The following is a 14,839-nucleotide window of genomic DNA, read 5'->3' as shown; positions in this document are numbered from 1 at the left end:
GGTGAGTCGTTTCTCCAGATTGCAGGCATTGGGTTTGTTTTTGAATATTGGTGCTTACCAGGGTAACGAGGAAAATATGAGCCACGCGGACCAATTGAAACGGTTTCTTGAAAAATCCATCGAGGCAAAGCAGGCGCTACTGCAGGATCAGGAGCAGCTGGCGGCCTTCGACCGGGCCATGCAGACCATCATCGCCTGTTACCGGCAGGGCGGGCGCCTCTATATCGCCGGCAATGGCGGCTCGGCCGCCGACGCCCAGCACCTGGCCGCCGAACTGGTCTGCCGCTTCGGCAAGGACCGCCCGGCACTAGCGGCGGAGGCGTTCACCGTGGACAGCTCCATCCTGACCGCCATCGGCAACGATTATGGCTACGACCATATCTTCAGCCGCCAGGTGGAGGGCAAGATGCAACCGGGCGACCTGTTCCTCGCCATCACCACCTCCGGCAACTCGCCCAACATCCTGCGGGCGCTGGAACAGTGTCGTGCCCAGCGGCTGACCAGCATCCTGCTGTCGGGACACCAGGGCGGCCGGGCGGCCGCGCTGGCCGACCATGTCATCCTGGCCAAGGGGACCGAGACCGGCACCATCCAGGAGCAGCATATCGTGATCATCCACGCCCTGTGCCACACCCTGGAACAGACCCTGTTCAGCTGACTGGAAACCCCCGTCCCAATCAGTCGCCGGCTTTGGCTTTACCGCAACGCCGGTGATAAAGATAGAGCACCGTAAAACAGAACAGCATGTAATAGCGTGTCAGCGGATGCAGATACCCTTTATCCAGCAGCCCCCCGATCAAGGCCGCCATGCCCGAGGCGAAAAATACCGCATAGACCCGCCTGTCGATACCCTGCAGCATCCGGTAGGCACGCGGCAACCCGGACAGCAGTAGCGAGACCAGCGCCAGATAGGCCAGCAGACCCAGCAGACCGGTCTCAAACCAGATCTCGATAAACAGGTTATGCAGATGCTTGACGTAATTGAGTTCAGGGAGAAACTCAATGGATCGTCGCATCCCCACCCCGGTCAAATAGTTTTCCGGAGGATGGGATAATGCACCAACCCAGATGCTCAAACGCTTGGAACTGAGCGTATCCAGCCATTGAAAAGGGTCACCAGTGATGGTCAAGCCTTGCGGTCTGAATAGATAACTGTCAGCCGCTATGGTCACCACCAACACGAAGGGTACGATAATAAACAGCGCGGCGAGTCTTCTGGTATAGATGGCGACGAAAAAAGCGCCACCCGATAGCAGCATCAGCAACTCGGTTCTGCTATCGGCAGCGGACAAGGCCAGCAGGGCCGTCAGGTAAAACAGGGCATATATAGTAACCCGTGCATATTTTTCAGGCCTGCCAATAAGAAAAACCAGCGGCGACAACGCCGCCAGAATCATGCCATTGATCTGGAAGGCGGGGTCAAAACTTTTAGCGAAGAAAAACAGATACCCCAGTTTGATCGTAAAACCCGCCAGCAGTGCGATCGGGATCCATGCCATCAATCGATAATCGGGCTGCTGCCGCTCCGGCGGAGAGGCACCGACCGTAAAGACCAGCACCAACCCGGACAACGCATAAAGCACCCAATACTTCAAACTCTGCGCAGAAAATGTAGGATAGAACACCGATAGCAGCATCAAGGCGAGCAACAGTATGAGCAGATAGACAAGCTTCCGGTGGGGCCCGATATCCATGCTTTTCAATGCATAGAGACCACACAACAGATAGAGCAACTGCAGTGAATCGCCCATGCCCCTGCCAATGTGGTAACTCGCTATCACAATCACGGGTAACAGGAGCGCGTGACGCATGAACCAACCGGCAATCCCGGAGGTTTGTTTGATACTGCCCTGCAAATCAGAATACATGCTGCAAATCTATCCCCACACACTTAATGTTTATTATCTCAAGTTTCGGAGTTCATTTCACAAAGCCCGAATCGCTGACTGCGTAGGGTGGATAAGCATCAGCGCATCCACCCTACAAGTACTATCCCCACACGCTTAATGTTTATTATGTTCTGACGTCATACTACAACCCAGCATGTCGCTATATAGTCCGATATGCTGAGCCGCGATAGTTGAGAGTAAAAAATCCCGCTGATGTGTTTGCTGCAGCCGGCTGAACAGTTGTGCGTAGTGCGCATAATCGCGATAAACCTGCTCTATTTTTTTTGCAAAACCACCCTGCTCGACCAACAGATCAGCGGGCAAAATCTCAGGCACGATACCTACCGGGGTGGAGATCAGCAAATTTCCATAAAACAGCGTTTCCAAGGCGACCACCGGGCCACCTTCGCTGCGCGAACTGATAACGACCAAATCCGCCTCGTTCAACTGTTGCGGAATATCTTCCCGAAAGCCCAACAACTCAACGCGCCCGGCAAGTCCCAGCGTTGAGACAAGCTCCATCAGGTGCTGCTTTTCTGCTCCTGAACCGATAATCTTCAGCAGAAAATCGAACTCCAGCCTGGCGATATCTTTCAGTAGCAGATCGAACCCCTTGATCGGATCCAGCCTGCCGACAGCCATCAGGGTGAACCTCGCGGGACGGCACTTTCTATGCGTAATAGGGACGGGGGTTATTGCATTGTGTATGACGTGCACATGCGGATTTTTAATCGTCTCCCTTACTTGATCAGAAACGGCAATGACATGCGCCACCCGATCAAAAACCCGTCCTTTCCGCGGATTGTGTTTCGTCGCCACGTGCGGCAGGTGCAGCACTCTGTTGAGAAAGCGGAATATCCCTGTCGCCTTACCAAAATGGGTATGCACGATATCTGGCTTGAGGGATTTGAACTGCTTTCCCAGCTCCCATAAAAGCAGTGGATTTTTTCTGGAATTTTTATGCTGATACTGACAAACAGAAACAGCACTTGAAACCCTGTTCAGATAACGGGCACCCGCTGGAATCATCAATGTAATATCACACAGACCCGACAGCTCATTGACGAGATCCACATAGAACTCACCCCGGCCAAGACCACGTGATGCGATGAAGTGGCATACCTTCATAGCACCTGCCCGTAGATGGTGAGTGTCTTCTCCACCATGGCGTCTAGGGTGAATTCCGGATCAACGGTCGAGCGCGTGCTCCGTATTGGCGTTCTGTATAATTTTTCTATGCTCTTGGCGAGGCCATCCACATCCTGATTATTGATAATGAAGCCATTCACATTATCAACCACCAGATTGCGCAACCCTTCAAATGTGGTGGCGATGACCGGCGTATTCATCGCCAGCCCTTCTGTTACGGTACGCCCTACATTACCCATTTTAAGCGAGGCGTTGACCATCACATCAAACAGGTCATAGATCTCCGGCATACGACTCTGGCTGCCGGCGAAAACAATACGCTCCGCAACCCCCAGCGAGGCCGCCAGCCGTTTCAAGCCAGCCAGATACTCCTGCTTGTCCGCCCGTACCCCTCCGACGATAACACCGCGTATACTCGGAATAGACTCGGCACATTGCGCAATCGCGGCAATGAAGGTTTCATAATCCTTCAGGTAGGTGATGCGCCCAACACTGCCGACAATAAAGGCATCATTCAGTCCAAGCTGGCGCCTGAGTTCGTCGACAAACTCCCGGTCAACCGCCTCCGGGTCAAACATCTGCATATCCACGCCACGCTGTATCACATGCAGCGTTTCACCATTAAGGTCCGGGTAGTTTTCCAGCAGATACCCCTTGATCACCTCACTGACACAGATCACCCGGTCACCCGTGGTCATGATCCGGCTATAGCGACCCACACTGTTCATTCCATGAACCGTGGTAATAAACGGGAAACGCCGGTTATGGTTGGCAAAGTGACAAAGCCAGGCCGGAACCCGGCTTCTGGCATGAATGATATCGGGTTGCAGCCGGTCAAACAGCTTGCTCAGCTTATAACTGCGAAACGGGACCGACAGCGGATTTTTGCTACAGACATCAAGGGTAATGTGCTCCCCACCCGCTGCAGAAATCATTGGAGCCAGCCTTCCGCCATTGCTGATCACAATGCTGGTGTGGCCTAGTTTTACGAACTCACGGTTGAGTTCCACAACGCCGCGCTCTACGCCACCTTCGTTCAATTCAGGCAATAACTGAATAATTTTCATATTTGTCGCCAAGGTGTTTGCAACATCATCTCGCAGCGGGAAATAGGCCCGTAATAAGATTGCTACACAGCTTTGTTGGCTGGGGTTGTTCTGCAGGCAGAAACCATCCACACGCGGACACGCCCCAGCAAACCACTAGCACAATACCGGCCTCAGGGCCTCAAGCCCCTCCTCAATACGGATGTTACTGTAATAATCATCAACCACCAGCCGACTACTGGATGGAGGCCGTCCCTCCGCATAATAAACATGATCATACAGCGCCACGCTCCAGGGACCGAATGGTGCCGATTTTATCCAGCTGGTGGCCCCGAACAGTCCGATGGTCGGCGTTTTCTGCACGGCCGAGAGGTGCATCGGTCCCGAGTCGGTGGAGACGGTCAGACAGGCCTCCTTGAGTAACTTTTTCAATTCCTGAATAGTTGTTTTTCCAGCCAAAACCTCAACCTTTCCGGGGACCAGCCGAGCGATGTGCTGAACATATTCACGCTCTTCTTCGCTGCCGGTCAATACAAACGGCAGACCAAAGCGATCCAGCAACCGCCGTGAAAATTCAACCCATTTATGATCCGGAAGCCGTTTGGAACGCCACTTTTCGCTAGAACCCGCGTTCAGCACGATGTAACTCTGTTCGCGTTTCTCCGGGGTCATATCCAGCGGATAAAAGCAGTCGGTTCTTTGGGCGATATCCGAGAGGATTTTTGTCGTCTGTTGTTGCTGATTTATACCGATGGAGTTGACCCGCGGCGTCATCGCCAAGGCGGTGAGCATTTTGCTGCGATCATTACTCTGCAGGTCCACAAGCATGTCAAAACGGCCACGCCACAACTCCCTCAACAGCCTGAGTACCTCCTTGAAACTTTTATTGCGCAGTACAAGAAAAGAGTCACACTCATCCTCATAGAGCGCTTTCCCCAACGGAGAAGTGACCAGTACCGGGGGATACTTGCAGCCCCGCACTATGGGTATTGTGGAGGCAATGTCACCCAATGCGCTAAAACGGATTATCCCTACTTTTTTCATCTTACGCCGCACTATTCAACAGGGCACTAACAGCGCGACCCTGGGTAGGTAAAATAGGATAACGACCTACAGCCATTGCGCCACCATCCACTCGGCGCAGCGCGCGGCCTCATTGAAACGACCAGGGGGCGCGGATAGCGCCCCGGTCTCCTGCCAACGCCGGTAGGGGGTCACCCAGCGCTCGTCGATCAGCCACTGCACGCCGCGGCTGATGCGGTCGGGCCGACCCCGCTCCAGGGTGATCAGCCCCACGGCGGCACCCGAGGTGATCGCCTCGTAGACCATGGAGACCGAATCCTCGCTCACCCAGACGGCACGACTCAGCCCCAGCTGCTCCGCCACCCAGCCCGGGCCGGTCTGCTGCCAGGGGATCAGGTCGAGATTGGCCAGCCGCAGGGCGGTGATTTTTTCCATGCAGCCGGTCGGTGTCCGGCGCGAGTCGCTGAGGAGAAACCGCTCCCCGGGCTGCTGCCGCACAATGGCCGCGACCTGGGTTACCACCTGTTCATCCTGCCAAACATAGTGACGGGAGGGTCCACCCAGCAGCAGCAATGTCTGTTCCGTATCGCCGCGTCCGACGGTTTCGCCATGAACAGCTTTCGCGCCAGGGGCGCTCCTGCCGGGGGCGACCGAATTCATCACGCCCCGGGTCACGAAGACATTTGCTCCCGACACATTGTCGTGCTCGGGAATCACACAGAGGTCGAACAGGCCGCGCGGCAGGGAGGGTTTCATGATCACCACCGCCCGGCCACCGCTGGCCCGCCGTGCCGCCAGCAGGGCCAGGTGGGTTTGATGGCCGGCCCCGATGATCAGGTCCGGTGGTGGCAGTCCCTCCCCGGCGGGGAAATGGCCGCTCAGCCAGTGTGTCCAGGTGGTGAGACGACCGCCGGCCGGGATGTCGTACCGCGTGACCGCCAGCTGTCGGGCCAGGGCATTGGACAGGCCGAGCGACTGGTTCTCATGCCCCGGCTTGCCGTCGGTGAGCCGCCAGATGACCAGCGGCTTACCGTCACCTGTTTTCTGTTCCTGAGGAGCCGTCACACGTAGGTGAGCCACTCCGGATGCTCGGCGCGGCGGCCGTGCACCTGGTCGAAATACAGGGTCTGCAGTTTCTCGGTGATCGGGCCGCGGCTGCCGCCGCCTATAGTGCGATTGTCCACCTCGCGGATCGGGGTTACCTCGGCGGCGGTGCCGGTGAAGAATGCCTCATCGGCGATATATACCTCATCGCGGGTGATGCGTTTTTCGACAATCGGGATACCCAGCTCCTCGGAAAAGGAGAAGATGGTCTTGCGGGTAATGCCGTTCAGCGCCGAGGTGAGATCGGGGGTATAGATGACGCCGTCCTTGACCAGGAAGAAGTTCTCGCCGGAACCCTCCATCACATAACCGCTGGCATCCAGGATCAGCGCCTCGTCATAGCCGTCGTTCACCGCCTCCTGCAGCGCCAGCATGGAGTTGATGTAGTTGCCGGTGGCCTTGGCCTTGCACATCATGGAGTTGACCTGGTGGCGGGTGTAGGAGGAGACGCGGATGCGGATGCCGTTCTTCAGGTTGTCCTCTCCCAGATAGGCGCCCCACTCCCAGGCGGCGATCATCACGTGCACGGCGAGACTGTCGGCGCGGATGCCCATGCCCTCGGAGCCGTAGAAACAGAGCGGCCGCAGGTAGGCGGAATCGAGGCCGTTCTCGTGCACCACGTCGATCTGCGCCTGGTTCAGGGTGGCCTCGTCATAGGGCATCTTCATGCCCATGATGTGGGCCGACTGGAACAGCCGCCGGGTGTGCTCCGCCAACTTGAAGATCGCCGGTCCCTGGGCCGTCTTGTAGGCGCGGACCCCCTCGAACACGCCCAGACCGTAATGCAGGGTGTGGGTTAACACGTGCACCTTGGCCTCGCGCCAGGGCACCATCTCGCCGTCCAGCCAAATCCAGCCGTCGCGGTCCGCGAAATTCGCCATTGATTCTCTCCACTCAACTCAATATTGTAAAAATGTAACTACTTGCCCCGATCTGCACCACAGAAGCAGAGAGCGTTTTGTAGGGTGGATAAGCCGGTGGGCGCATCCACCATTGGCGTGGTGGATGCGCTGTCGCTTATCCACCCTACGATATTGCAGGAGGCCCGCCCCCGTACCGATTGGCCAACGCACCGCCATCGGGTTAATTATCGCGGCGGGGGCGCCACTCCTACTGTATGTTATGTCACAACGCCGGCAAGCTCCCGGATCAGCTCATTTTTGGGAACCTGACAGCATCAGCCGCTGCCACAGCGCCCGTACCTGCGCCCGCTCCTGCAACAGCTCATCACCGGAAACCAGCCCGGGCAGCTCGCTCAACGCCTTGCGATGGTAGGCGGCGCGCAGCGCACGGTAATTCCCGGCCAGCTGTTCCGCCACTTCCCCGGTAAACAGACGATGCCGTGCAAGTGCGTCCAGCAGGCGAATATTATCTGTCCAATCAAGCAGATCGGGGTATTTGTGTGCCCAGCGCAGAACGCCGTATTGAACCATAAATTCAATATCCGCGATACCGCCAGCGCCCTGCTTTATATCAAAATGCCCGTCCTTGCTCTTGTCCAGTGCGGCGCGCATCTTCTCGCGCATCTCGCGCACATCCTCGCGCAGCCGCTCCGGGTCGCGCTCGCGCCCCAGCACCTCGCGGCGAATGCGCTGGAACCGGGCGATCACCGCCGTGTCGCCGGCCACCGCCCGGGCCCGCAGCAGCGCCTGATGCTCCCAGGTCCAGGCGGCGTTTTTCTGGTACTCTTCGAACGCCTCCAGCGAGCTGACCAGCATGCCGGAATTGCCGTTGGGACGCAGCCGCATATCCACCTCGTACAGGGTCCCGGCCGGGGTGCGGGTGGTGTACATGTGGATCATGCGCTGCCCCATGCGGGCATAGAACAGGTCGTTGGCGATCGGGCGCCCGCCATCGGTCATCCGGTTCGGGTTGTCGTTGCCGTGCAGGAACACCATGTCCAGATCCGATCCGTAGCCCAGCTCGATGCCGCCGAGCTTGCCGTAACCGATCACCGCGAAACCCTTTCCCTCCCCGACCACATTGCTCGGCCGGCCGTACTTGGCGACCAGGCAATCCCACGCCTGCTCCAGCACCTTGCGGGTGACGGTCTCGGCGATCTCGGTCAGGTAGTCGCTCACCACCATCAGCGGGATCCCGCCGGTCAGGTCGGCGGCCGCCACCCGCAGCATGTTGCTCTGGGTGAACTGGCGCATGCGCTCCATCTGCTGCTCCAGATCATCGGCATCGACCGCAGCCAGTGCCGTCTCCAACTCCGCCTCCAGGCCCTCCCGTTTCAGCGGTGTGTAAAGCCTCCGCGGGTCCAGCATCTCGTCCAGCAGTAGCGGATGACGGGCCACCTGCTGGGCGATCCAGGGACTGATGCCGGCCAGCTTGACCAGTTGGGTCAGGGCGGTCGGGTTCTCCACCAGCAGCGCCAGGTAGGCGGTGCGCCGGGCGATCGACTCCAGGATTTTCAGTATCCGCTCCAGGGTCACATCCGGTACCGGGGATAGCGCCACCGCCTCCAGCAGCACCGGCATCAGCTCTTTCAGGCGATGCCGGCCGCGCTGCCCCAGGCGGCGGCAGGCATGGCCCTCGCGGAACGCTTCCAGCCGGGCCAGCACCGCCTCGCCAGCCGCATAGCCCGACTGCTCCAGCAGTGCGACGGCCTGTTCATCCTCCAACTCCTGTTCCCAGAGCGCCTGGAGCGGGGACTCCGCCACCACCTCCTCGCTGAGGGCGAAGACGTTGTCGAAGTGGGCCTGGACCCGCAGCCGATGCAGCTCCAGGAGCGCGAAGAACGACGCCCAATCGGCAAATCCCATGCTCCGGGCAATGCGCAGACGGCCGGCCTCACTCTCCGGCAGCAGGTGGGTCTGGCGATCCTTCCACGCCTGAATGCGGTTCTCCACCAGCCGCAGAAACCGGTAGGCCTCGCTCAACTCCGCCACCTCCTCGACCGACAGCTGTTGCTTCTCGCCCAATACCTGCAGCACCGGCAGGATGGGGCGGATCTGCAGTTCGGGTTCACGGCCACCACGAATCAGCTGGAAGGCCTGGCCGATGAATTCGATCTCGCGGATCCCGCCGGGGCCCAGCTTCACATTATCGGCCATTCCCTTGCGCTTCAGCTCGCGGCTTATCAGTCGCTTCATGTCGCGGATCGACTCGATCGCGCCGAAGTCGAGATAGCGGCGGTAGATGAACGGCTGCAGCATGGCCATGACCTCCCGTCCGGCCGCCGCATCGCCCGCCACCACCCGCGCCTTGATCATGGCGTAGCGCTCCCACTCCCGGGCGTGGGACTGGTAATAGGTCTCCATGGCGTCAAACGAAAAGGCCAGCGGCCCGGCGTCGCCAAACGGCCGCAGCCGGGCATCCACCCGGAACACGAAGCCATCCGCGGTCTGGCTGTTGAGCGCCTTGACCAGCTGCTGGCAGAGGCGGATGAAAAACTGCTCGTTGGAGAGCGGGCGGCCGGCGTCCGTCCCGCCCGGTTCGGGGTAGGCGAAGATCAGGTCGATGTCGGACGAGAGGTTGAGCTCCCGGGCTCCCAGCTTGCCCATGCCCAGCACCACCAGGTACTGCTGTTCACCCGTCGCACTGCGGGGAACCCCCTGTTTTTCAACCGCCCAGGCGTAGAGCCGCGACAGGGCCTGCGACACGCAGGCATCGGCCAGGGCGGAGAGATCCTCCAGGGTCTCGGCCAGCGGGGCGGCCTGGCTCAGGTCCCGCCAGATGATGCGCACCATCTGCTCGTTGCGAAAGCGCCGCAGCTCCCGGTGCAGCGCCGGCTCATCCGCCACCCCGGTCAGACGCTCGGCCAGCAGGCGCTCCAGATCTCCATCGCTGTAGGAGCGCACCAGCTCTCCAGAGCGCTGCAGCCGCATCAGCAGTTCGGGCTGTTTCAGGCAGTACTGGGCGACAAAATCGCTCCCTTCCCAGACCCGCAGCAGTTCCGCCTCGAACCCCTCTACCGCGCGCAGTTCGGCCGCCCACTCGGGCGCGGCAGCCTGCCAGTGGTGCCATTTGATTTCTGCCTGTTTAGCGGGGTACTCGGAAGGCTGCATGGGTTTCCCGGATTCCGATGGGGTTGAAAGATTGCCGTATGGCTGTGAAGACGCGGCCGCAAACCGGTCCAGCCGCCGCTTGTCGTTCATGGATGCGAGGCATGGTCAAGGTAACGTGCCAAGGTCTCTCTCGGCACAAAATGCAGATGCACCCGCTCATCACCCGGGGCCTGTTGCGCAAACCGTTCCAGCAATCCGCTTTGAGTTAGCGGATTCGGCAGGTCCGGCACCACGATGCGTAGCCGATTGTAGCCGGCCGCGTCGCGCTCGGCGATCCCTACCCGCTGCAGCCGGTCAAGCCACTCAGGCAGTCGCTCGGGGTCGGCATCCGACAGCAGATAGACCAGCAAGCGCCGGCCGGCCAGCAGTCGCTGGTAACGGATGCCCGACAACTCCCGGATCTCCTCCTCAACGGCCTCAAATACCTGGGCCGGGCATTCACAACCGAGGCATTCACGGACAAAAGGCTCGATCGCGGTCAGCGGTAGATCAGTATTTTTCAAGGCACGATTCCTTCCAATAACATCGGCCCATCCTACCGCCACTCCCGGCAAAGGTGAATGGCGGAGGCGCTTTCGCTTATCCACCACGGCGCGGCAAAGTCGCCACGACACGCCCAGGCTCAGGCGGCACCGGTATAAAAAAACCCTGCCTGGCAGCGCCAGGCAGGGTTTTGTCCAGGGATGGACTTCCAGATGGAAGGGCAGGCACAGGGGCCTGCCCCTACAGATGGAAAAGGGCAGGCACAGGGGCCTGCCCCTACAGATGGAAAAGGGCAGGCACAGGGGCCGGCCCCTACGGCTGATTACATCATGCCGCCCATGCCACCCATGCCACCCATGCCGCCCATGTCCGGCATGCCGCCGCCCTTCTCATCGGCCGGCTCGTCGGCGATCATCGCCTCGGTGGTGATCATCAGACCGGCCACGGAAACGGCGTTCTGCAGTGCGGTGCGGGTCACCTTGGTGGGGTCCAGGATACCCATCTCCACCATGTCGCCATACTCGCCGTTGGCGGCGTTGAAGCCGAAGTTGCCTTCACCCTCCGCCACCTTGTTGACGACCACGGAGGCCTCGCTACCGGCATTGCTGACGATCTGGCGCATCGGCTCTTCCATGGCACGCGCGGCAATCTTGATACCGACATCCTGGTCATGGTTGTCACCGGTCAGATCCTTCAGCGCCGCCAGGGCACGGATCAGGGCCACACCACCACCCGGGACCACACCCTCTTCAACCGCGGCGCGGGTGGCGTGCAGGGCGTCTTCCACACGGGCCTTCTTCTCTTTCATCTCGACTTCGGTCGCCGCGCCCACCTTGATCACGGCCACACCGCCGGCCAGCTTGGCCACGCGCTCCTGCAGCTTCTCGCGATCATAGTCGGAGGAGGTCTCCTCGATCTGGGCACGGATCTGCTCAACCCGGGCCTTGATGTCGTTTTCGGTGCCGGCACCATCGATGATGGTGGTCTCATCCTTGGTGATCTGGATCTTCTTGGCGGTACCCAGCTCGTTCAGGGTTGCCTTCTCCAGGGTCAGACCGACCTCTTCCGCGATCACGGTGCCACCGGTCAGGATGGCGATATCCTGCAGCATGGCCTTGCGACGGTCACCAAAGCCGGGGGCCTTCACGGCACAGACCTTGACGATGCCACGGATGGTGTTGACCACCAGGGTGGCCAGCGCCTCGCCTTCCACGTCCTCGGAGACGATCAGCAGCGGACGGCCCGACTTGGCGACGGCCTCCAGTACCGGCAGCAGGTCGCGGATGTTGGAGATCTTCTTGTCGTGCAGCAGGATGTAGGGATCTTCCAGATCCACCGACATGCTCTGCTGGTTGTTGACGAAATAGGGAGAGAGGTAGCCACGGTCAAACTGCATACCCTCGACCACATCCAGGCTGTTCTCCAGGGCCGAGCCCTCTTCGACAGTGATGACGCCCTCTTTACCCACTTTCTGCATCGCCTCGGCGATGATGCCGCCGATGTTCTCGTCGCTGTTGGCGGAGATGGTACCCACCTGGGCGATGGACTTGTCATCGGCGCAGGGCTTGGACATCTCGGCCAGGGCCTTGACGGCCGCGGCGGCACCCTTCTCCATACCGCGCTTCAGATCCATCGGGTTCATGCCGGCGGCAACGGCCTTGAGGCCTTCGCGCACGATGGCTTGAGCCAGCACGGTCGCGGTGGTCGTACCGTCGCCGGCCACATCGGAGGTCTGGGAAGAGACCTCTTTCACCATCTGGGCACCCATGTTTTCAAAATTGTCGGAGAGTTCGATCTCCTTGGCGACTGAGACGCCGTCCTTGGTGATGGTGGGCGCGCCAAAGCTCTTCTGCAGCACCACGTTGCGGCCCTTCGGGCCAAGGGTGACCTTTACAGCGTCGGCCAGGATGTTGACCCCACGCAGCATTCTCTGGCGGGCGTCATCGGAAAATTTCACTTCTTTTGCAGACATAGGTTCGTATTCCTTTGAGATTCAGTAATTGAAGAGGTTTCGTTGGCGCTCGATCAGCCTTCGATCACACCCATGATGTCTTCTTCACGCATCACCAGCAGGGTCTCCTCGCCGAGCTTGACCTCGTTACCGGAGTACTTGCCGAACAGGACCTTGTCACCGACCTTGACGTCCAGCGGGCGAGACTCGCCGCTGTTCAGCACCTTGCCGTTGCCGACGGCAATCACTTCTCCCTGAGCGGGCTTCTCGGTTGCACTGTCCGGCAGGACGATGCCACCAGCGCTGGTGCGCTCCTCTTCCATACGACGAATGACCACGCGGTCTTGCAGCGGACGAATTTTCATCTACCGATTTCTCCTGATTGGCTGTTTACACATAAAACGATTGTTATCCGGCGGCGCCGTTAGCACTCACCACGACTGAGTGCTAATAATAGGGTCGAAATACTCAGAGTCAAGAGTGGCGGACAGAAAAAACCGGCGGCACGGCGGCAAGCCCGCCGATGGCATCATCCGCCGAGGTCCGCCTGCAGCTCGCTGAGCCGTTCGGGCGTACCGATATCCAGCCAGCGACCGGCAAAATACTCGCCACTCACCCGGCCGGCGGCCATCGCCTGGCGCAACAACAGCGCCAGGGGGAAGGCGCCGTCCGCACAGCCGGCAAACAGTTCCGGCCGATACAGACCGATGCCGCTGTAGGTCAGCCGGACACCTGTACCGGCGGAGAGCCGCCCGTTATCGGCCAGCATGAAGTCACCCCGGGGATGGTGGGGGGGATTGTCCACCATGACCAGGTGGGCCAGGGCGTCCGCGGCAAGGCGTGGTGGCGTAAAGGGGTAATCGGTCCAGATATCCCCATTGACCACCCAGAAGGGGGCCGCGCCCAACAGCGGCAGGGCCCTGAATATGCCACCCCCGGTCTCCAGCGCCCCGACGGGTTCCGCGGAATAGCCGATCGAAACGCCCCACGCCCCGCCATCCCCCAGGTAATCCACGATCTGTTCGCCGAGGTGGGCATGATTCACCACCAGCCGGCGCACTCCGGCCCGGACCAATGCCTCGACGTGGTACTGAATCAGCGGCTTGCCGGCCACCCGCAACAGCGGCTTGGGGGTGTGGTCGGTCAGCGGGCGCATGCGCTCGCCGCGACCGGCGGCCAGGATCATTGCATGGTCAGGGGCAATGGGGGCAACGCGGTCAGGCACAGGCTTCCGTCCCCGCGGTGAGATCCGCCAGCCGGGCCATCACCTCATCCACGCTAATGGCGTTGATCTCGGCGTTTCTTATCCAGGCCTTGCGCTCCGCCAGGGCACCCACTTGCCAGTCCTCACCGGTACTGAACAGGGTCAGGGTCGAAACCCCCAGGGCGCCGGCCAGATGCACCGGCCCGGTATCATTGCTGATGAAGTAGTCACAGCAGGAGATCGCCCCGCACAACTGGGGGATGCTGACCCCGGTCACGATTTCGCAGACTCCTTCGAACGCCGGTGCATAGGCGGTCTCGCCTGGACCGATGAACACCAATACCCGGTATTGCCCACCAAGCCGTCGCGCCAACTCGGCAAACCGGTGATGACTCCAGCGGCGATTCTCCTGAGTCGAGCCGATATTGAGCCCCAGCACCGGCCGGTTGTCCACGCTGCAATCGCGCAACCGCCCCCTATAGTCCCGCCCCGATTCACTCAGGTGGAGGGAAGGCACCGTCCAGGCATCATCAACACCGGCAATGCGGCAGAAAAACTGGCTGCGGTGGTCCCGCTCATTTCTGGGTACTCGCTCGGTATAACCGTAATGATACTTCGAACGCTTGGGCGCCCCGCGCTTGACCGGGGCCTTAGCCAGGTAACTTATGGTGGCGGTCTCGCCGAAATTGTGGAAATCGATCACCTGGTCGAAGGTGGTGGAGCGTAACTTGCGAAACAGTGCAGCGATCGCGCCGAGGGCCGGCAACAGCCCCTTTTTCAGGCGCCGCCGATCAAACAGGATGGTGGCGTCCACCAGTCCGTCGGCCACCACGGGAAACGCCTGATTCGAACGGTCGGTCAGCAGAGTGATATGGGCCTCCGGATTGCGGGCCTTGAGGCGTGCAAGCGCAGGCAGCAGCATTACCAGGTCACCCAGGCCGCTGTAACGTATAGCGAGGATCCTCATACCGCCAGCC

13 protein-coding genes are annotated in these 14,839 nt (G+C 60.0%); 1 reads left to right on the top strand and 12 read right to left on the bottom strand.

All coding sequences use genetic code 11. From position 1 onward, the window contains the following. Positions 1 to 76 precede the first annotated feature (76 nt). On the top strand, positions 77 to 658 hold the full coding sequence (locus O9K64_RS16780) for a D-sedoheptulose-7-phosphate isomerase (RefSeq protein ID WP_275099254.1): 582 nt from the start codon (positions 77 to 79) through the stop codon (positions 656 to 658). Positions 659 to 677: 19 nt separating this feature from the next. Here O9K64_RS16780 and O9K64_RS16775 read toward each other — a convergent pair whose 3' ends face one another. From O9K64_RS16775 to O9K64_RS16720, 12 genes are all read right to left on the bottom strand, one after another. Next, on the bottom strand, positions 678 to 1,868 hold the full coding sequence (locus O9K64_RS16775; protein ID WP_275099253.1) for an O-antigen ligase family protein: 1,191 nt from the start codon (positions 1,866 to 1,868) through the stop codon (positions 678 to 680). 135 nt (positions 1,869 to 2,003) lie between these two features. Beyond that, on the bottom strand, positions 2,004 to 3,017 hold the full coding sequence (locus O9K64_RS16770) for a glycosyltransferase (protein WP_275099252.1): 1,014 nt from the start codon (positions 3,015 to 3,017) through the stop codon (positions 2,004 to 2,006). Continuing rightward, a complete protein-coding gene (locus O9K64_RS16765; protein WP_275099251.1) occupies positions 3,014 to 4,216 on the bottom strand; it encodes a glycosyltransferase family 4 protein in 1,203 nt (400 codons plus the stop codon). The genes O9K64_RS16770 and O9K64_RS16765 overlap by 4 nt, the downstream gene beginning before the upstream one ends. A gap of 24 nt (positions 4,217 to 4,240) precedes the next feature. After that, positions 4,241 to 5,128: a glycosyltransferase family 9 protein gene (locus tag O9K64_RS16760; protein ID WP_275099250.1), complete on the bottom strand. Its 888-nt coding sequence runs from the start codon at positions 5,126 to 5,128 to the stop codon at positions 4,241 to 4,243. A gap of 66 nt (positions 5,129 to 5,194) precedes the next feature. Continuing rightward, entirely contained in the window at positions 5,195 to 6,172 is a 978-nt protein-coding gene (locus O9K64_RS16755; RefSeq protein WP_275099249.1) for a mitochondrial fission ELM1 family protein, read from the bottom strand. Next, the gene (locus O9K64_RS16750; protein WP_275099248.1) at positions 6,169 to 7,092 is read right to left on the bottom strand and encodes a branched-chain amino acid transaminase; all 924 of its coding nucleotides are present in this window, start codon (positions 7,090 to 7,092) and stop codon (positions 6,169 to 6,171) included. The genes O9K64_RS16755 and O9K64_RS16750 overlap by 4 nt, the downstream gene beginning before the upstream one ends. A 273-nt stretch (positions 7,093 to 7,365) precedes the next feature. Next, complete coding sequence (glnE, locus tag O9K64_RS16745) at positions 7,366 to 10,224, bottom strand: bifunctional [glutamate--ammonia ligase]-adenylyl-L-tyrosine phosphorylase/[glutamate--ammonia-ligase] adenylyltransferase (RefSeq protein WP_275099247.1); 2,859 nt, start codon at positions 10,222 to 10,224, stop codon at positions 7,366 to 7,368. A gap of 86 nt (positions 10,225 to 10,310) precedes the next feature. Beyond that, a complete protein-coding gene (locus O9K64_RS16740) occupies positions 10,311 to 10,727 on the bottom strand; it encodes a hypothetical protein (RefSeq protein WP_275099245.1) in 417 nt (138 codons plus the stop codon). 302 nt (positions 10,728 to 11,029) lie between these two features. Beyond that, positions 11,030 to 12,679, bottom strand: coding sequence for a chaperonin GroEL (gene groL / locus O9K64_RS16735; RefSeq protein ID WP_275099244.1), 1,650 nt, complete (start codon positions 12,677 to 12,679; stop codon positions 11,030 to 11,032). A 53-nt stretch (positions 12,680 to 12,732) separates the two neighbouring features. After that, positions 12,733 to 13,023: a co-chaperone GroES gene (locus tag O9K64_RS16730; RefSeq protein ID WP_260293600.1), complete on the bottom strand. Its 291-nt coding sequence runs from the start codon at positions 13,021 to 13,023 to the stop codon at positions 12,733 to 12,735. A gap of 164 nt (positions 13,024 to 13,187) precedes the next feature. Further along, complete coding sequence (murU, locus tag O9K64_RS16725; protein WP_275099296.1) at positions 13,188 to 13,844, bottom strand: N-acetylmuramate alpha-1-phosphate uridylyltransferase MurU; 657 nt, start codon at positions 13,842 to 13,844, stop codon at positions 13,188 to 13,190. A 31-nt stretch (positions 13,845 to 13,875) separates the two neighbouring features. Further along, a complete protein-coding gene (locus tag O9K64_RS16720; protein WP_275099243.1) occupies positions 13,876 to 14,829 on the bottom strand; it encodes a glycosyltransferase family 9 protein in 954 nt (317 codons plus the stop codon). Positions 14,830 to 14,839 lie beyond the last annotated feature (10 nt).

This window comes from Sedimenticola hydrogenitrophicus (genome assembly GCF_029017505.1).
Lineage (GTDB): Bacteria > Pseudomonadota > Gammaproteobacteria > Chromatiales > Chromatiaceae > Sedimenticola > Sedimenticola hydrogenitrophicus_A.
The sequence above is the reverse complement of the archived record's forward strand: the minus strand, read 5'-3'. Positions and strand labels throughout refer to the sequence as shown.